Below are 18,186 nucleotides of genomic sequence, written 5' to 3' on the forward strand. Positions count from 1 at the left end.
TGTTGTATGACAATGTTATTTCAACATATTATTGGAAATTTTTTCACGTTAGAAAAAGCTGTGTAGAAAACTCTCTACACAGCTTTTATAAAGAAAACAGCAGTTAATACAACGGTAATAATCACATCTACCATATAAGATGTGGTTAACGGGATATTAAAACCAATTTTCGCATTCAAAATGTAAATTACAGTCATGAGTGTCATGAATATTGCTGGAATTAAGGAAACAACATGCGGTTTTCTTTTTATGAATAAATACATCGTTCCAATCCATAACGCAATTGCTGCAGTCGATTGGTTAAACCAAGAGAAATATCTCCATCTTATTCACTAAAAGAGACTATATTTTTTACAATTGAATTATGGTATACCCTCTCAAAAAAAGAAAATAATAATAAATAAATCCGTTACAGAATGGGAGCTCTCTAAAAATGAAACGAATAATATTTTCTCTCTTTGCACTAATCTGTTTAGCACTACCAATACAAGCTAATGCATACACATTTCAAACACTACCAATTGCGTCAAAGTCAAATCAGTGGTATATCGAAATCGACAAATCTCATAACGCAAACAAGCAAGCAGTGCAGCCAAAACAGGATGTATATGATACATATCGTTTACGCGTAAAAAACATCGGTAATGATGTATCAAATGTATCAGTGGAAATACTTGATAGCACTCCTACATCTAAAGCTACTCTTAATCCTACTTCGCTAAATAGCAACATTTCTAAAAGTCAGACAAGCTCTGACTACATGGCATTCCCATTAGACTTTAATAGCCATAATTTCAAAGTCGTCATTACTTGGGAAGAAAAGAGTTTCTCATACAACGGTCATCCAGTAGATGAAAGTAAAAAAATGAAACAAACATTTGTGTTTAATGAAGAGTAAGCCCTAATTTGATTAGGTCTTACTCTTTATTTACAAAACCAGATTGAATCGCTTCCGTCACTTCTTTTGTGATTTCCAGTTCTATTGCTTCGGTGCTAATTTTCTTCTGCCAAATATGTACGGAAGGCTTTTCGTGACAAAGATTTTTTATTAGTACTAGTTGATTATATGTTAGCGTATTTTCTCTATGGGTAGCGATATAGACTGTGAAATTTTTTGCTTCAAAGACCTTTTCCTGCAAAGTGTATTCGCTATCCAATTCCTTTGCTACTATATCTTTCATGTTTTCTATAATCATATAAGTCGTTCCCCTTCCCTTATATCATCAATCAAATCGTCGAATACTCGGTACAGTTAACGCTATTCCAATTGTTACAAGTACTAATATAGCTAGTGTTATAATCGTTATCTCGCCACCTATGACAGTAGCTAACCATCCTACAACCACATAACCTAGTGGCAATAAAGCAAATGAACCTAGCATATCAAGGCTTGCCACCCTTCCAAATGCTTCTTCTGGCACAAGCTCTTGTAAACTTGTTTCCCAAATGAGTCCAAATATCATCATACCGAACCCTTCAATTGCCATTAATCCAATTAATGCAGGTGCCCAAGCAATAAACGGCATTATTAAAAGCGCACAGCCACTTATTAAAACACCACCATAGGCAAGTAATCCCCGCTTATGCCACCGTTCCCTCCCGCCAAATATTAGCGCGGCAATTACAGCTCCAACACCAGAAGATGCCATTCCTAATCCATACACGTATGCTTCAAAATGATGATGAACATTAAATAACCATGGAATTAATACGACGATAATTCCTGCATAACAAATATTGATGAAAGAAAAAACTAAAATTGTAATCCATAGCCACGGATGACTTTTTAAAACGAAAACACCTTCCATAAACTCGTGTTTGTAATCGACCTTTCTTCTTTCAATATGGTTTACTTTTTTAAACTTTATGTCTCTTAAAAATACTAAACATAAAAATGATAGCAAATATGTTACTGCATCCACTCCAAACCCTATTCCGGCAGATGCAACTGAAACAATCAATCCTCCAAGAGCTGGTCCAATTAGTCGTATACCTTGATTACTCATTTGCGTTAATGCATTAGCTGCATTTCGAATTTCCGGCACAAATACTTTCGCCCTTACAGCCGCATATGCTGGCTGAAATATCCCTTCCATAAGCCCATATAATGCTACGAGTACATATAGAAGTGGAATTGTTAAAACGTCCATAAATATAAGTGTCGCAAGTAAAAGCATTAATATACAGCGAATTATATCTGTAAATAACATTAATTTCACTCGATCAATTCGATCTACTACTAATCCAGCAAACGGTAACGCTAGAATATTAGGAAGCATGTACATTGCCATAGTCATTCCCATTACAACTGTTGAACCAGTTAATGAATACACAACGACGGGCAAAATAACCATCGTTATCGAACTACCTAAAGTCGAAAGTAATTGCCCAATCCATAAAAATTTAAAATGTGGTGACGCTTTAACCGGCAATATCAATTTACCAACATAACTTACATTTTTCTCTGTTCGTATTTCTCCTGGCATACCTCTCTCCTCTTTTCAAATTAAGTTAACACTAAATATAAAACAGAAAATTAAAACTTCAATACCTTTAATTATATATGAAACTGTTAAATTATTGGTCAAAATATAAAAAGGTGTTTTCATAAATGAAAACACCCTTTTTGTCTATAATTTTAAGTTCTGCTTCAATGTCCAATATTTTTCTTGAGCATTTTCAAGTGAAAATTCTACCCAACCATTTGGATCTTCACGATATACATTTACTTTTGTACCATTTTCTAATTTTCCAACTTCATTTTGTGTAATATTTGGTACACTCTTAATTGGATTGTTAAACGGAAATGGAACTTGGTAGTAAGATCCTACCGATTGAACTGTAGCTTTTGCATCTTTTGCATAATCTTTATATGGAATCGCTTCGCCTAGTGCATTTACATTTAATGTATTAGGATTTTTCGCTAATCGTTTTACATTTTCATAATCTTTCTTGTTAAACGGTTTAATACGTTCCATAATATTAGCTATTTTTCCAGCCCATGCTTTATCTGTTGCATACTTAACATTCATATCAGGTAATGTGTAACCATTGAAATGAGGAGCACCTTCTTCTAAGTAGTTCTTTCTTACATAATCAGCATTGTACGAAATACTTTGCCCGTACGATGGTAAATATTTTGCATATGCAAATGGATCCCAATCAAATGCCTTTAGTCCAAATAGATTATGTTTACGATATGCAATTTCTGATTTCCCGTAACCAGATTCTAAGATTGCATGTGAAGCTAAGTATAATGCGCTCACACCATACTCATTTTGTGCTTGAATAAAATCTTTACCAGTTCCAATAAGCGGACTGTCCGGGTGAGATTTTTTTATGAAATTATCAATCTCTAGTGCTGTTACGTTCGATGGTAATGTCACATCTAGATTAATATACGATGGCTGTTCAACAGGAACATCATTTTTAATTTTCATCGCTTTATATAGTAGTTGTGCATAGCTTTCACGTGTTAATACACCTGAGGGATCAAATCCTCCAAGCCCATTCCCTTCCGCTACACCATTGGATTGCAATGCACTAATTGCTTCTTTTGCCCACCAGTGTGTTTCATCTATATCATTAAATGTATGTGGTGCTTTTACTGCTAATTTAAATGCTCTTTGCAAAATAACAGACATTTCAGCACGAGTTAATGATTCTTTCGGTCTAAACGTCCCTTTACCATCACCTACGAAAATCCCCATATCTGTTAATGCCAAAATTTCTTTTGGGAACATCGTCGTTCCTGCGCTAATATCAGAGTATGGATTTTTATAATCGCTTTTTAATTCTGGTTTTAATGCGCGATACATTAATGCTGCTACTTGCTCACGAGTTACAACGTCTCCAAAGCCAAATTTACCATTATCGTAACCTGCAATAACCCCTTTTGACGTTAAATCAGTAATCGCTTCAAGCGCCCAATGATTTTTCGGAACGTCTGGAAATTCTTTTGTGGATGCAAACGAAGTTGCTGGAGCCATCACTACTTGAAGTGCGACTGTCACTGCTAACACATTAGAAATAACTTTTTTCATAAATTTTTTAACACGTTATGTATATGCTTGTCCCGTGTTAACTTGCCTCCCTTTATCGTATAATTTTCCCTATTAAACTAATAAACTCTTAAGTCGTTAACAGTAAAAGTATACGTGATAAAAATAAACTAATCTACCATTATTTTATTTATAATCGGTATAATACGATATATCTTTTTATTTTGATACAAAATTATATAAACCCATATAAAAAGTCCATCATCCCTATATAGATGATGGACTTAACAATTCATGTTTTTTATTTAGCTAAACGATATTTGGAAACATCGAAACCTTTCCATTCATAATAATCTAAAATCCCAGCATAAACTGCCTCAGCAGCAATTTGTCTTCCTGATTCAGTAGCTAATTTACCATTATCTATATCATTATCAATAAAGGCAAGCTCTGTTAAAACTGCTGGTACTGTATTATTATTTACTACATAAAGTGAGTGATTGTCTTTTATAGTTCTATCTCTTGTATGTAGTGCTTCTACTACTCGTGTTTGAATTTTCTTCGCTAATACTTCACTATCCTTTTCAATCTGTGTCTCTTCTCCGCGCTTGGATTTTTTATAATAATATGTTTCCGTTCCATGACCATCATGATTTTCAGAAGAATTTGCATGAATGCTTACAAATATATCTGCATTGTTCTCTTGACCAAATTTCACTCGATTCGCAAGAGATTCATTCCTGTTACTTCCTGGATTTCCGTTCTCTTCACGTGTTAACAAAGGTCTTAAAGGTGTATTTTTTTCTAGCAACTTCTGTAATCTTAAAGATGTATCAAATACAATTTTACTTTCCTCTACACCTTGCCCTGGATTCCCTGGATCAAATCCTCCATGACCAGGATCAATAATAACTACCTTTTCTACTAAAGGATTGCCTACTTTAAGTGAATCAGCCTTTGCAATAAACTGTGCTGCTTCTGCTTTCGTTACAGTTTTCTTAGGCTCCCACTTCTCACCAGTACCAAGAGAGATGCCTAATTCAACTAGGATGTTAGCTTTTTCTTTACCCCAGTTTAATGTTTCTAAATCTTTGAATTTAGTTGCTGGAGTACCGTTTACTTTAGACTCTAATTTGTAAGCTTCTACAAGAAGAGAGGCCATTGAAACTCGGTCAATTTTCCCAGTTGGGTCAAAGACGCCTGGGCCTTTCCCTTTAACAACACCAGCTTTTTCTACAGCTGCGATGAATGGAGTGTACCAATCGTTTTGAGAATCACCGAAAGATGGTTTAGCATTTTTATCGATTGGTAAGTTTAAGATTTTAGCCATCATTGTAGCTGCTTCTGCACGAGTGATTTCTTTTCCAGGCTCGAACATTCCTTTATCGTTACCTGTAACTGCACCTTTATCTACTAAATAGTAAATAGAATCTTCTGCCCAATGTTTAGCTACGACATCTGGAAATTTTTTTGTTTGTGCGAAACTACTAGATGAATAAGATAATATACTAGCTGCGATTACTCCTGCTGCGATTATTCTATTTTTCATAGAATATATTCCCCTCTCAAGTACAATGTTTTTATGTAACAGACTAATTATAGTTCTGAAAATTAGTAATAGTCAATTGAAAATTGTATAATTTTGTATTATTATTGTATTTTTTGTCATACATAGCTATAGTTAAAAACTATAAAATTTTATAAGAGGAGAGATTCATATGAGCAACAATTGGAAAGATATAGAGCACCGTATGTATACAATGTGTATGATCCAGCGAAATAATGAAGTTTTACTTATAAAACGCCCCGATCATCTAGGCTTCCCTGGTTACATCGCTCCTGGCGGTAAAGTAGATTTTCCAGAAAGTATCGTTCAAGCTGCTCAGCGAGAAGTAAAAGAAGAAACTGGATTATTTGTTTCAAATTTAACTTTTAAGGGATTAGATGAATACGTAAATCCGAAAGAAAATGTTCGATATATGGTATTTAACTATTGGACAGATTCATTTGAAGGTGAACTCCTTTTGAATCCTCCTGAAGGCGAATTATTATGGGTACCAATCGATACAGCATTAAACCTTCCTATGCAAGATTGGTTTAAAGAAAGATTCCCATTATTTTTTGAAAAAGGTTCGTTTGAAATTCAACGCGTTTGGGACCGAGACTTAGATAAACAAGTTGCTATGACAATTACCCATACGTAGAAAAGCTTGGAATCTCTCCAAGCTTTTTTTACTTCTTCTCTATTTTCTTAATCTCATAATCAATTTCTAAAAACTTAACCCCAAATATCCACATTCTATGATTAGCTTCTAGTAGTTGATCCGTGCACTCTTTAATAATAAAAGTCTCTGCTAACGGTAACCGTATTGTAAAGAAACGAGTATGTAAATAAATACCCTCATCCCCCTTACCACTTTCTCTCAGCTTACTAGTAATAATTAAATCATTACTCTTATTACATAATTTTAAAACCCCCGTCATATTCGAATATGGTAAAGGCAATGCAATATTCATATATGTCTCATTCTCATGTGTATGTTTTGAGTAAAGAGCTACAAAAATAGATTCTTCTGCTTCATTTTTTCTTAGCCAAGCCCTTACATTCTCTCTTCCATCCTTCTCATCTATTATCCCGATGATAGAGCCATGCATCGTTTCCCACTTGCCGCCCATTCCTAAATGTATTTGTCCTACACGCTGACTCATTTTCTCATAGCAAAATGCAACCGGGCGGAACCAACGAGCCCATTTAATATGCGATTGTAACTCATACTCTTTTGTATTTTCATAGAAACGAATAATACTTAAAGGAATCTTGTTCACGTCAAATGCATCACTATGAAACTCATTCATTTTATCAACTAAACCTTTATATTCCTTGCTATCTATTAAATTCCTGTTATGTAAAAACGCTTCTCCAACTGTCGTATTTCCTCTTAAGCTGCTCAATGGTTTCCCGTAATATTTATAATTCGGAGCACTCTTTTCAATCATCCAACCAACAAATGCTGGTAACGCTACTCCAATTCCATTGACAACACCGTGAATCCAAACCATTTGAGAAATTGTAATCGTCATTACATGTTTCAAATTCCCATATGAATATATAAGTGAAAACATAATTGTTACCATGAGCGTGCTAGACGATATGACCAGGAGAACCTTTGCACTAATAGCATTAAATTTCGTGCGCCAAACATAGATCCCATAACCATAAATAGCGCATAAATATAGGAACACTGCAAAAAATTCAAATACTCTTGAGTACGTAATTCCTATTGCAACTGTCATAGGTGAAATGACGATGATAAACATAATAGCATCATATATTTTACTTCTCTTTTCTCTTTTTCTCCCAATTAAACCAGCTGATAACGGAAGTAGAAATGCCGAATAATGAAAGTGTGCAGCTGTAAGCAAAACAATGTCGGAACTAAAGTGCATAATGGAAAGCTTTGCTACAGAAGCAAAAAACCAGAAACCACCTAAAAACAAATACATAAACGCACTATCGATAGCTGTCTCCTCTAACGGTTTCCATCCTCTTTCTAGTAATCTACTTATCCCAAATAACGCAACAATTCCTGTATATACAAACCAAAGTAACGCAAAGAAATAGTGATTTGTTACGAAAGCTAGCATTGCACTAATTGCTGCGATTGGATATAAAAGTGATACTAGTTTATAAAAGGATACATATGATCCATTTCTTGTTTTCTTATCAATGATGCAAAATGACATCGGTATACATAACAAAATAGATAATAATATAATTGCTTCCACTGGGTTTATATTTGACCACTCACATATTAAAAAAATAATATAACAAGCAAGCCCAACTATTATATTTTTCATATCATTTATTTCCTCTCCACAAATGTTCCCTTATATGAAAATAATGAACCAATTAACGGATTGCGTACTTGTACATGAATTCGAAAACATTGTAGTGTTTCATCATAACTTTCTACAATTTTGGCCTCTCCGTATAAAAATCTAGGTAACGGGACTTTTCTTCCAAACATATAAAACCATTGTTTCTTTGAAGAAATATGCATTGCCCCCACCTCATCAATATGAAAATTCAACGTAGAAACAAGTATGTGCGGTTCACCAAAATAATCTACAATTTCATTATGCTCTTCATCCAACTGCATAATGGCGTTAAAATACCTTTTCTTATTATGAAAATAAAAAGTACGATTCCACCGAACAAATTCATTTCCATGTTCATCTCGCTCAGCGATATTATGTATTGTAAATGGCACTTCCTTCCCACGCTCAGAGAAAAACATTCTAAACTTCGATGCAATTTTTAATATTAATTTTACGAAAAAAGAACCTCCGTAAATTTCATCCATCTTCCCTTCTCCAGTAAAGCTATTTTCTTCCGTAATCTCATAGCGTTTCTGTAATTTTGGATGAAGTTTTTTATAAGAATCCCCTAATAGTCTTTCATAAATATTAGCCATACATTATCACTTTCTCTTCCTCTTGCAATTTTTTGCACTTGGTAAATCAAAACTATTTATATAACCGACAATCGATAACCCCATTAGTAGAACGTTTAATGTAATTGGATTAAACGGCTCTGTAAAGCTTACGATATTCGTAAATCCCACCACTATCGTTAAGGCTATTAACATAAAAATATGTATGATAAATACTTTTCGTTTTTGAAATGGCAACAACCATATGACACCAAAAATAAGTTCTAGTAATCCAATTATTTTAAGTACAAAAATACTATGTTCAGTTGAACCAATCATAACAGATAGCATTTTTACTTCTTCTGAATGAGTAAACACTAGTTTCGGCACTATTCCTTGATACATCCATACAAATGCAAATAAAAAACATACGAGCCAATATGTCATTGTTCTTCTAATTAGTAACTTAGGATGAAGTCCCTTTTCTATCCATAATTTTAACGCATCAAAACTCCAAGCAGTCGCCCAGCCTAATAAAGGCCGAAAAATATAGAAATCTATTATACTCCCTATACGACCAAACCTCGTATCATAATCATATTGTGTCTCAAAATGAATGTGTTCTTCACGCGGTATATACTTCCAATAACCACGCCCTATTTGAATAAGTGATAATTTATTATCCGTCCAAAATTTTAAAGAAGAAATTCTTTCACCCGTTTCTTTTCTTATTTCACCTATCGATTCCCCTTCACCAGCTATTTCAAGTCCAAATCCGATCTTTGTTTTATATAAAAACTTCTGCGGTTCTCCTTCTTTTTTCTCTAAATACGAAATTTCAGTAAAACGAGCATCCCATTCTGTATGTATATCTGGTTCTTGCGTATGATCCCATAATTTCTCCATTGTTGTGTTCATTTCTGTCGAAACATAAATAGGCTTTTTCCTCTTCATTCTTCCACCTCCAATACACTATAAATTTAATGTACATGCTATGAATTTATTTTGCTACATTTTTCACAAACTTTTTCATAAATAGAAAGAATTTTTAAAATATATATAAAACACTTGATTCCCCGAAAAATTTAAATTATTATAAAACAAATGTTACCAACAACTTCATAAATCAAACACTCTCGCCTAAAACGTGAGATAGAGGTTGCGATACTTATGAGTATTCTAATGGAGACACAGAGATGTCTATGAAATTAGATGAAAGGAAGTATTGCCGAAATCGATACATTTCTCTGCATTTATCGATTGGGGCTGTTTTCGAATAGAAACAGAACTGTCATATGTACAGACGTGTATGTATGAAGAGCTATCTACAAAAAAGAGATATCATTTTTATGGTATTCCTTTTTTGGCGGTTTTTTTATTAGCTCCGTTTTCTGTTTCCCTTTTCCTGTAACAGCACCATCCTCACTTATTTGAGATGGTGTTTTTTGTTTTTCTCTGGTAACTACAGGAATATTGGGATTTATATATGTCCTAATCTATTCTTAAAAATGGATGAAAGAAGGAATTCGTAATGGAAACGATTGTACAAAAATTTGGTGGCACTTCTGTTGGAAGCGTTGAGCGCATTCAACATGTAGCAAATTTAATTATTGAAGAATATAAACGAGGACATAGTATCGTCTCTGTCGTTTCAGCGATGGGAAAAAGCACAGATGAACTCGTAGCACTCGCTAACGCGATTTCAGAAAATCCGAGTAAACGCGAAATGGATATGCTTCTATCAACAGGAGAGCAAGTTACTATTTCATTATTAACGATGGCACTACAAGCAAAAGGTTATAACGCGATTTCATTAACAGGATGGCAAGCTGGTATTACGACAGAATCTGTACATAGTAGTGCACGGATTACTGAAATTCATACTGATCGAATTCAGTCTTATCTTACTGAAGGCACGATTGTTATTGTAGCTGGCTTCCAAGGAATCAGTGAAAACCATGAAATTACAACGCTTGGCCGCGGTGGTTCTGATACAACTGCTGTTGCATTAGCTGCTGCACTGAAAGCAAAAAAATGTGATATTTACACGGATGTGACCGGTGTATATACGACGGACCCACGAGTTGTAAAAGATGCTTATAAATTAGATGAAATTTCTTATGACGAAATGCTAGAACTAGCAAACCTCGGTGCTGGTGTATTACACCCGCGTGCTGTTGAGTTTGCTAAAAATCATAATGTCATGTTAGAAGTTCGCTCAAGTATGGAACAAGAAAACGGAACAATTGTAAAAGGAGAATGTAACATGGAACAACAATCAATCGTTAAAGGTATTGCATTTGAAGATAATATTACACGCGTCACAATGAAAGGATTGGAACAAGGTGCACTTTCAACAGTTTTCTCTACATTAGCAACAGCACATATTAATGTAGATATCATCATTCAAAGTATTACAAATGAAGGAACTGTTCACCTCTCCTTCTCAATCCATTCTAATGATTTAAAAGAAACATTAGAGGTATTGGAACAAAATCAAGAAACACTTCACTATGAATCTGTAGAATATGAAAATCATTTAGCAAAAGTATCCATTGTAGGATCTGGTATGGTCTCTAATCCAGGCGTTGCTGCGAATATGTTCACTACTTTAAAAGAAGAAAATATTCATATTAAAATGGTAAGTACATCAGAAATTAAAGTATCTGTCGTTATTGACCGCCTTCATTTAGTAACAGGTGTTGAGGCGCTGCATCAATCATTTATGGCAAAAATTGAGCCTTTAGTGCAGATGAGTTAATTTCCACCGGTAAAACTTTAAAAAATATATGAATCTATTTCCTTCCTATATAAATAGAAACAGGGTAGGACTGTTTTGTGGGAAAGTCGAAGTTATTCTATCGAATAGCAATTACATTATCAAATTTTTGAAATGATAGCATTCACGAAATAAAGTTCTCGCATATTTCAATAGTAAAGGGTTTACGAAGTGTTATTCGTTAACAAGATTTTATATACTATGCCCGAAAACACCTTGTCACATTTTCCTACACTGTGACAAGATGTTTTTTGTTTAGAAGAGATTTTAGTATAATTATGAGGATAATTAAATAATAAATTTATACATAAAAGGAGATAAAAACTATGGCAAACAACCGATTACTACGAATGGACAATGTCAGCATCGTTGTAGAATCACTTGATGACGCAATCTCTTTCTTCGAGGAGATTGGCTTGAATCTCGAAGGGCGAGCTACTGTTGAAGGTGAATGGGCTGGCCGCGTAACTGGACTCGGTTCTCAGTGCGTAGAGATTGCTATGATGGTTACGCCAGATGGCCACAGCCGAATTGAACTTTCGCGATTTCTCACCCCACCTACTATAGCAGACCATCGGACAGCTCCTGTAAACGCCCTCGGTTATTTGCGCGTCATGTTCACCGTTGAAGACATTGACGAAATGGTATCGAGACTGACTAAGCATGGTGCTCAGCTCGTTGGTGAAGTAGTTCAATATGAGAACTCGTATCGACTCTGCTACATTCGTGGAACCGAAGGAATTTTAATCGGTTTAGCGGAAGAACTCGGTAATAAATAAGTAATGTTTTATTAGAAGTCTTTACTGAAGTAAAAATATTTGAAAGAACTTTACGCTTAATAAAACTTAAATTTTGAACCCCGTCCTAGCTTTAGAACGGGGTTATGCTTGTTTGAACTTTTTAACATACTATCAACATCCCAAAATTATTATAAAACAATTCAATTACTTGTTATACTCTTTCCTAGGAAATATAACGGACTCTTCTCACTTCTTATCATATATATCTTTTCTATTAAAAAACGATCTGAACTCATTCAAAATAACTTTCTTCACGTCAGAGTAAAAAACCATCATGAATAGTGCTATTCCTAATAAGATCTCTTGCATTCCTTTATAATCAACGAAAGCACTCACAATTAGCAAACCAAACCCAATATAAAAACCAAACTCATTCTCTTTCTCAAAATCCTCATCTTCATCAATATGTATTTTCTCTTTTAAATTTTGGTTCCCTTTTATTAACTCATCGAGCGTAACATTATACATTTCGCTCAATAAAATTAAATTTTCAATATCAGGGCAACTTTTATCATTTTCCCACTTACCCCGCTTTAACAGGCAGTAAATCTCATCAAAGCTTTTGAGCACAATCAAGGCAGCCAGATGCGATTAACTGCCTATAAAAGCCCGATTGGTTCAACTAATAATCAGTAGGATAAATCGCCCACTGATTAAAGTTTCACTTTATACACCGCTTGCCTCGTTATACCAATCTTTTTAGCAACATCTTTCTGTGAAAATCCTTTTGATTCTCTTAATTTTTTAAGTTGTTGTCCTAAGCTCATAACGTCCCCTCCTTTAACAAATTATTACATAATAGGAGATAAAAAAGAAAGAAACTATTGGTAAAATTCACTGTAAACCATTCGTTTACACAATAAAAAAGAGAGAATAACTCTTTGAGCTATCCTCTCTCTTCTATTAAAACAGATGAATGTTTTCCTTCTTGCAAGCTTCACGTAAATCGTCAGGCCATACAGAAGATTGAACTTCACCGATATGTGCTTTTCGTAAGAAGTACATGCACATTCTTGATTGTCCAATACCACCGCCAATTGTTAATGGTAGTACGTCTTCTAAAATACCTTTATGGAAATCGTACTCACGTTTGAAGTCTTCACCTGTTTTCGTTAACTGCTCATCAAGTGATTTACTATCAACACGAATTCCCATTGATGATAATTCGAATGAAGATTGTAATACTGGGTGCCAGAATAAAATGTCACCGTTTAATTTCCAATCATCATAATCAGCTGCGCGTCCATCATGCTTTTCACCTGAACGAAGTGCATCACCAATTCCGATAATGAAGACTGCACCGTGTTCTTTCGCAATTGCATGTTCACGATCTTTCGGTGTTAATTCTGGATATTTATCTTCTAGTTCTTGGGAAGTGATGAAAACAACCTCTTCTGGTAAATACTTTCCAAGGAACGGATATTTTTCAAATAAGTGGTCTTCTAAATCTTTGAATATTCCATAAATTGTTTGTACTGTTTCTTGCAAGTAGTCTACAGTGCGCCATTCTTTTTGAACGATTTTTTCCCAATCCCATTGGTCGACGTAAATAGAATGCGTTGCATCAAGTTCTTCATCACGACGAATTGCGTTCATGTTTGTATATAAACCTTCACCAGCTTCATATCCGTATTCATGTAATGCAAATCGTTTCCACTTCGCTAGTGAATGGACAATTTCTAATTCTTCTCCTGAATGTAACATATCAAATTCAATTGGACGTTCTACACCGTTTAAGTGATCGTTTAATCCTGATTTCTTCGTTACGAATAATGGTGCAGATACGCGGAATAGTTCAAGGCGTTTTGCTAATTGATCCTCGAAAAATGTTTTAACTTCCTTAATTGCGATTTGAGTCTCTCTTACTGTCATTAATGATTGATACATGGTGGTTTCCTCCTAAAATGTTTGGATGTTGTGAAAAGAAGCCAACAAAAAAAGCCCTTCTTTCCCAAAAAACTGGGACGAAAGACTTTGGTTCCGCGGTACCACCCAAATTAGCAACAGAGGTTGCTCACTTATACAATACGGAGATGAAATATCTCGATACTGTTCTTCTTGTAACGGCGAAGTTCCCGGCTAAGTCTACTTTCCTATAAAGGATTTCGGTTAGCAACTCCAGGAGGTTCTTCATAATAGGCTTCGTATCAGGCTCACACCACCCCTGACTCGCTTAGACTACGTCCCACTACTACTCGTCCTTTCATAGTCGTTTTGTTGTCACATCTCTGAAACATTTTATTAATGATTATTCTATACAAAAAATAAAGAAAGTCAACAAAAAGTTTCAAAATATTTTTCAATTCTTTATTTTACGGCTTTATTGATTGTTGCTAATTTAACATCTTTACTTTTTCTGTCTCGTCAATCCAAAAAATGTTTCACTAACCGAAACTAACGTATACACAACAAGTAATGTAATCGTTCGAAATATAGAATCCGCAGTATTTCGTATTATTTTCATTTTCTTTGTAATTCCTTTCAGTTTACGTGCAAATTCGTGTTATACTATAGCATTCAAGCAGTTTATTTTTACTTAAAGCAATCATAGTCATTTATAAAGAGTATGTTCTAAATCATTGACTATTATCAAATAAGATTTTTATATAACGGAGTGATCATATGAGTAAAACGAAAGCAAAACCGAAAAAAGGTGTAGGACAAGGTACAGGAAGTAAAGGATGGAATCGTTGGCAATCAAGTGCAAAGAAAAAGGCAGCTGCCAAGCCATATAAAAGTAAAGGGACTAAAAAGTAAATTCTGTATTATCTCTTTACTTTGTTCAAAACAAATTATAATTATTACACTAAAAAAGCTATGCTCTCATACATGTGAAAGCATAGCTTTTTATATTAAATCATTAAAATATCTCGTATTTCTTCCTCCGTGATTGATGATAATTTCTCTTCACCCGGCTCAATCACTTGAGCGATTAAATTTTTCTTACTCTCTTGCAGTTCATGCATTTTTTCCTCAATTGTTCCGTGGGCTACTAACTTAATAACTTGTACCGTATTTTTTTGCCCCATTCGATATGCTCTATCCGCTGCTTGTTGTTCAACAGCAGGATTCCACCATAAATCGTACAATATAACCGTATCGGCACCCGTTAAGTTCAGACCTGTACCACCAGCTTTTAAAGAAATGAGAAATAGGTCTCCTTCTCCTTCGTTAAACCGGTCACATAGCTCTACACGTTCTTGCGAAGGTGTATTTCCGTCTAAATAAAAGTATGGAACAGCTTGACGATTTAACTCCCGACCAATAATAGACAGCATCTTCGTAAATTGAGAAAAGATTAAAATTCTCTTGCCAGTACTTCTACATTCCTCTAATATCTCTAACAGTTGCTCAAATTTAGCTGAACTCCCCTTGTAATCATCAACGAATAAAGCGGGATGATTACAAATTTGTCGTAATCTCGTTAAGCCAGCTAAAATTCTAATTTTATTTTTACGTAACGTATCTTTATCTAAATGTTTTAACGTTTCTTCTCTTAACTTCGCTAAATAAGCAGCATAAAGCCTCTTTTGATCTGGTAATAACTCCGATGACTGTAAGTGTTCTATTTTATCTGGAAGCTCCTGTAATACGTCTTCTTTTAATCGTCTTAATACGAAAGGTTTAATGCGCTTCGCTATATCTTCGCGCCTTAAATCACCGAATTCTTTTCTTCCTGGTAATAATTCCGGAAATACGACATGGAAGATAGACCATAACTCTTCTAATGAATTTTCGACAGGCGTTCCCGTTAGTCCGAAACGATACTCAGCTTGAATTGTTTTCACTGCTCTTGCAGTTTGGGTTGTAGGATTTTTAAACGCCTGTGCTTCATCAAGAAATAGTGTATGAAATGGCCTTGCATACGATCTTATATCTCTTCTCAGTAATGGATATGACGTAATTACGACATCAAATTCCGCTATATCTTTTAAGATTTTTCGCCGCTCTGTTTGATTTCCATCTGCAATCACTGCTCTAATATGCGGAGCGAATTTTTTCAATTCACTTAACCAATTATAAACAAGAGATGACGGAGAAACGACTAATATAGGTAGTTTCTTTTCTCTAATTTCAGGCAAAACAGAATCTATAAAAGCAATACTTTGCAGCGTTTTTCCAAGTCCCATATCGTCTGCTAAAATACCGCCAAAACGGTAATAGGCAAGTGTTTTCATCCACTCGAATCCGTATACTTGATACTCTCTCATTACAGCATGTAAAGTTTGCGGCACTGTAAACTTTAATTTTTTTGGGTTTTGAATGCTTTCAACTAAATCTTGCACAGACTCATCTAAACTTAAAACATTACCTTCGTGAAGTCCATTCATCCATTTCACACTCCGAATAAGCGGAACATTCACTTCTTCCCCGTGTAAAAATTCTATTCGAATACCTGATTCTTTTACAAACTGATTAATTTCATTAAACTCTTTGCTCTCTAGTGATAATAAAGAACCATTCGCTAATCGGTAATATTTGCGTTTCTCTTCAAGAGCCACTAATACACCTTTAATTTCCGCTTCCGGTATTCCTTTTATATCAAAACGAAATGACAACCAATCAATTCTTTCTTTTCTTCTTACCCTAATAAGAGGAGCTGTATCCCCTTTATGAATACGTAATTTAATTGCTGTCGTCGCATAAATATCAACTAAGCCTTTTAACGACGGAACGACGTGATATAAAAAGTTATACTCAGCCTCTTCATTATGCATAAAATAGCCGCCTTCTGTTTTCGCAAAGGCACTTTCACTCATCATATCTAAAATCTCTTTTTCCTTTTTCTCATCACGATTAAAAACAGACGGCTGTCCGTCTTCTTCTAAAGGATTGATCATGACGTTTCCATAGTGGAATTCCAGACCGGCTAATAAGCGATTTTTCACACGATCTAAATACAATTTTGCTTTTAGCGACGGCGTTTCAACACGATCTGATATTACTTCATCAATTCGTACTGTTCCAAGTTTCATTAATCCTGGCACAACTTTCGCGACGAAATGTTCCATCTTACTTTCAGGAATATAAAACTGATTGCTATTTGAGCGACTCATCATCTTTTGCAATTCAATAAGTCGCATACAATCTTCCATAGGTAAATGATATAATTTCCCATCGTAAAGAGCGTTGTTATACATTTCCATAACTTGAACACGATTTAAGCCGTCTATATGAAGTGTGAATCCACCATTATTTCCTTTCGTAAACTCAAAATGTAATGGCAATAAACCGTTTGAAATTTGTAAGCCATGAAACAGTTGCTCATGTTGTTTCAGCTGTACATACGCAACTTTAGAAAGTGAAGAGAGCATATCTTTCCACGAAGCTGGCGGTATGAATATCATACTTTCATCTTGTTTCGCATGTACTTCTAACGCATCTTCATACATTTTTTCATTATGATACATTTTAATAAGCTGCTGAATAACCGCATCCGTTTCCTGCCTGAAGCTATGTACATCTGGTGTGTATGTAAATTCATTAGAACAATGAAAAGTCTCTCTCTTCTCCACTTTAGAAAGAAATTCTCTAATATGCTTTATAAAATATGTTTTCGCAAGTTTTAACTGAATTCCAAGAAGGGCCCCACCACTTTTCGTCGCTACTGGTGAACAGATAAACGCCACATCTAATATTTCACGTGTATCAAAACGGTGTTGTTTACTTTTTGGCCTCAGTGGTTTTTCTGCAAACAACTGAAACATTCCGCTCGTTAATTCGGCATTCCCGCTCATTTTTTCACTACTTGCAGGGGGCATGACGCCCGTTTGCTGGTTATAATTTATTTGTATCAGTACGGCTGCAACATGTTGACAGTACGTTTGAAAAGACGCTAATGAAGGGCAACTACATCTCGCAACTACATCACCTTTTTTAGCTTTTTCTACTGTAACATGAAAATCTTCATTCCCTTTTACCGTCGCCTCACAAATTTCTTTCGTTTCATCATAATGATTCACGATTACTTTATTTGCTTTATAATAAGCTTCGCCTCTTTTATATGAGGTCTCTCCGCATACTTCTTTTATAATCGATTTATTTAATGTAAAACTCATTGTTTTGACACTTCCTTAATGTAAAACCATTTTCTCTTACTTAACATTTTACATGCTCTACGAGAAAATATAAAATATTGATTGAACAAAAAAAGATGCTTATTTATAAGCACC

15 protein-coding genes, 2 pseudogenes, 1 riboswitch and 1 other annotated feature are annotated in these 18,186 nt (G+C 34.8%); of the genes and pseudogenes, 5 read left to right on the top strand and 12 right to left on the bottom strand.

The genetic code is table 11. The annotated features are described in order from the left end of the window. Nucleotides 1–74: 74 nt before the first annotated feature. Nucleotides 75–323, bottom strand: a pseudogene (locus tag MKO96_RS05760) (carbon starvation CstA family protein); the annotation flags it as partial. A 110-nt stretch (nucleotides 324–433) separates the two neighbouring features. Here MKO96_RS05760 and MKO96_RS05765 point away from each other — a divergent pair. Next, a complete protein-coding gene (locus MKO96_RS05765) occupies nucleotides 434–898 on the top strand; it encodes a hypothetical protein (RefSeq protein WP_240586968.1) in 465 nt (154 codons plus the stop codon). Between the two features lie 19 nt (nucleotides 899–917). On the opposite strand, the gene MKO96_RS05770 is transcribed toward MKO96_RS05765, so the two are convergent. The 4 genes from MKO96_RS05770 to MKO96_RS05785 all read right to left on the bottom strand — a co-directional run bounded on the left by MKO96_RS05770 (nucleotide 918) and on the right by MKO96_RS05785 (nucleotide 5,550). Continuing rightward, entirely contained in the window at nucleotides 918–1,196 is a 279-nt protein-coding gene (locus tag MKO96_RS05770) for a hypothetical protein (RefSeq protein WP_240586969.1), read from the bottom strand. 27 nt (nucleotides 1,197–1,223) lie between these two features. Then, nucleotides 1,224–2,486 carry an MFS transporter gene (locus MKO96_RS05775; RefSeq protein ID WP_240586970.1) on the bottom strand — a complete coding sequence of 421 codons (1,263 nt, stop codon included), beginning with the start codon at nucleotides 2,484–2,486 and terminating at the stop codon, nucleotides 1,224–1,226. A 144-nt stretch (nucleotides 2,487–2,630) separates the two neighbouring features. Continuing rightward, nucleotides 2,631–4,043: an S-layer homology domain-containing protein gene (locus tag MKO96_RS05780; protein WP_240586971.1), complete on the bottom strand. Its 1,413-nt coding sequence runs from the start codon at nucleotides 4,041–4,043 to the stop codon at nucleotides 2,631–2,633. Nucleotides 4,044–4,302: 259 nt separating this feature from the next. Further along, complete coding sequence (locus tag MKO96_RS05785) at nucleotides 4,303–5,550, bottom strand: N-acetylmuramoyl-L-alanine amidase (RefSeq protein WP_240586972.1); 1,248 nt, start codon at nucleotides 5,548–5,550, stop codon at nucleotides 4,303–4,305. A gap of 169 nt (nucleotides 5,551–5,719) precedes the next feature. Between MKO96_RS05785 and MKO96_RS05790 the strand changes: the two genes are divergently transcribed. Continuing rightward, nucleotides 5,720–6,205, top strand: coding sequence for an 8-oxo-dGTP diphosphatase (locus tag MKO96_RS05790; protein WP_240586973.1), 486 nt, complete (start codon nucleotides 5,720–5,722; stop codon nucleotides 6,203–6,205). 28 nt (nucleotides 6,206–6,233) lie between these two features. Here the strand turns inward: MKO96_RS05790 and MKO96_RS05795 are convergent, their stop codons facing one another. From MKO96_RS05795 to MKO96_RS05805, 3 genes are read right to left on the bottom strand one after another with little or no spacing between them, the layout of a single operon-like run. Continuing rightward, nucleotides 6,234–7,859, bottom strand: coding sequence for a YndJ family protein (locus MKO96_RS05795; RefSeq protein ID WP_240586974.1), 1,626 nt, complete (start codon nucleotides 7,857–7,859; stop codon nucleotides 6,234–6,236). A gap of 5 nt (nucleotides 7,860–7,864) precedes the next feature. After that, complete coding sequence (locus MKO96_RS05800; protein ID WP_240586975.1) at nucleotides 7,865–8,476, bottom strand: DUF4166 domain-containing protein; 612 nt, start codon at nucleotides 8,474–8,476, stop codon at nucleotides 7,865–7,867. Between the two features lie 6 nt (nucleotides 8,477–8,482). Continuing rightward, nucleotides 8,483–9,388 carry a DoxX-like family protein gene (locus tag MKO96_RS05805; protein WP_240586976.1) on the bottom strand — a complete coding sequence of 302 codons (906 nt, stop codon included), beginning with the start codon at nucleotides 9,386–9,388 and terminating at the stop codon, nucleotides 8,483–8,485. Nucleotides 9,389–9,579: 191 nt separating this feature from the next. Beyond that, nucleotides 9,580–9,766: riboswitch (Lysine riboswitch) on the top strand. Nucleotides 9,767–9,965: 199 nt separating this feature from the next. On the opposite strand from MKO96_RS05805, the gene MKO96_RS05810 reads away from it, so the two are divergent. Together MKO96_RS05810 and MKO96_RS05815 are read left to right on the top strand one after the other, a co-directional pair. Further along, nucleotides 9,966–11,195: an aspartate kinase gene (locus MKO96_RS05810; RefSeq protein ID WP_240586977.1), complete on the top strand. Its 1,230-nt coding sequence runs from the start codon at nucleotides 9,966–9,968 to the stop codon at nucleotides 11,193–11,195. Between the two features lie 344 nt (nucleotides 11,196–11,539). Then, nucleotides 11,540–11,992: a VOC family protein gene (locus tag MKO96_RS05815; protein ID WP_087980130.1), complete on the top strand. Its 453-nt coding sequence runs from the start codon at nucleotides 11,540–11,542 to the stop codon at nucleotides 11,990–11,992. Between the two features lie 207 nt (nucleotides 11,993–12,199). On the opposite strand, the pseudogene MKO96_RS05820 reads toward MKO96_RS05815, so the two are convergent. The 3 genes and pseudogenes from MKO96_RS05820 to asnA form a co-directional block, all read right to left on the bottom strand. Further along, nucleotides 12,200–12,538, bottom strand: a pseudogene (locus MKO96_RS05820) (helix-turn-helix domain-containing protein); the annotation flags it as partial. Between the two features lie 128 nt (nucleotides 12,539–12,666). After that, on the bottom strand, nucleotides 12,667–12,780 hold the full coding sequence (locus tag MKO96_RS05825; RefSeq protein ID WP_087980128.1) for a helix-turn-helix transcriptional regulator: 114 nt from the start codon (nucleotides 12,778–12,780) through the stop codon (nucleotides 12,667–12,669). Nucleotides 12,781–12,916: 136 nt separating this feature from the next. Then, complete coding sequence (asnA, locus tag MKO96_RS05830) at nucleotides 12,917–13,900, bottom strand: aspartate--ammonia ligase (protein WP_000284900.1); 984 nt, start codon at nucleotides 13,898–13,900, stop codon at nucleotides 12,917–12,919. 70 nt (nucleotides 13,901–13,970) lie between these two features. Next, nucleotides 13,971–14,229: a binding site (T-box leader), on the bottom strand. 406 nt (nucleotides 14,230–14,635) lie between these two features. On the opposite strand from asnA, the gene MKO96_RS05835 reads away from it, so the two are divergent. Beyond that, nucleotides 14,636–14,770, top strand: a complete 135-nt coding sequence (locus MKO96_RS05835) for a DUF3934 domain-containing protein (protein ID WP_000047588.1) — start codon at nucleotides 14,636–14,638, stop codon at nucleotides 14,768–14,770. Between the two features lie 95 nt (nucleotides 14,771–14,865). Here the strand turns inward: MKO96_RS05835 and MKO96_RS05840 are convergent, their stop codons facing one another. Continuing rightward, nucleotides 14,866–18,072, bottom strand: coding sequence for an SNF2 helicase associated domain-containing protein (locus tag MKO96_RS05840; RefSeq protein ID WP_240586979.1), 3,207 nt, complete (start codon nucleotides 18,070–18,072; stop codon nucleotides 14,866–14,868). Nucleotides 18,073–18,186 lie beyond the last annotated feature (114 nt).

Source organism: Bacillus sp. ES1-5, from assembly GCF_022487605.1.
Lineage (GTDB): Bacteria > Bacillota > Bacilli > Bacillales > Bacillaceae_G > Bacillus_A > Bacillus_A wiedmannii.

What these genes read in the sequence shown, in the direction of transcription:
- MKO96_RS05815 (WP_087980130.1), top strand. Translation starts at nt 11,540, where the DNA reads ATGGCAAACAACCGATTACTACGAATGGACAATGTCAGCATCGTTGTA.
- MKO96_RS05800 (WP_240586975.1), bottom strand. Translation starts at nt 8,476, where the DNA reads ATGGCTAATATTTATGAAAGACTATTAGGGGATTCTTATAAAAAACTT.
- MKO96_RS05795 (WP_240586974.1), bottom strand. Translation starts at nt 7,859, where the DNA reads ATGAAAAATATAATAGTTGGGCTTGCTTGTTATATTATTTTTTTAATA.
- MKO96_RS05805 (WP_240586976.1), bottom strand. Translation starts at nt 9,388, where the DNA reads ATGAAGAGGAAAAAGCCTATTTATGTTTCGACAGAAATGAACACAACA.
- MKO96_RS05780 (WP_240586971.1), bottom strand. Translation starts at nt 4,043, where the DNA reads ATGAAAAAAGTTATTTCTAATGTGTTAGCAGTGACAGTCGCACTTCAA.
- MKO96_RS05765 (WP_240586968.1), top strand. Translation starts at nt 434, where the DNA reads ATGAAACGAATAATATTTTCTCTCTTTGCACTAATCTGTTTAGCACTA.
- MKO96_RS05785 (WP_240586972.1), bottom strand. Translation starts at nt 5,550, where the DNA reads ATGAAAAATAGAATAATCGCAGCAGGAGTAATCGCAGCTAGTATATTA.
- MKO96_RS05840 (WP_240586979.1), bottom strand. Translation starts at nt 18,072, where the DNA reads ATGAGTTTTACATTAAATAAATCGATTATAAAAGAAGTATGCGGAGAG.
- MKO96_RS05775 (WP_240586970.1), bottom strand. Translation starts at nt 2,486, where the DNA reads ATGCCAGGAGAAATACGAACAGAGAAAAATGTAAGTTATGTTGGTAAA.
- asnA (WP_000284900.1), bottom strand. Translation starts at nt 13,900, where the DNA reads ATGTATCAATCATTAATGACAGTAAGAGAGACTCAAATCGCAATTAAG.
- MKO96_RS05835 (WP_000047588.1), top strand. Translation starts at nt 14,636, where the DNA reads ATGAGTAAAACGAAAGCAAAACCGAAAAAAGGTGTAGGACAAGGTACA.
- MKO96_RS05790 (WP_240586973.1), top strand. Translation starts at nt 5,720, where the DNA reads ATGAGCAACAATTGGAAAGATATAGAGCACCGTATGTATACAATGTGT.
- MKO96_RS05810 (WP_240586977.1), top strand. Translation starts at nt 9,966, where the DNA reads ATGGAAACGATTGTACAAAAATTTGGTGGCACTTCTGTTGGAAGCGTT.
- MKO96_RS05770 (WP_240586969.1), bottom strand. Translation starts at nt 1,196, where the DNA reads ATGATTATAGAAAACATGAAAGATATAGTAGCAAAGGAATTGGATAGC.
- MKO96_RS05825 (WP_087980128.1), bottom strand. Translation starts at nt 12,780, where the DNA reads ATGAGCTTAGGACAACAACTTAAAAAATTAAGAGAATCAAAAGGATTT.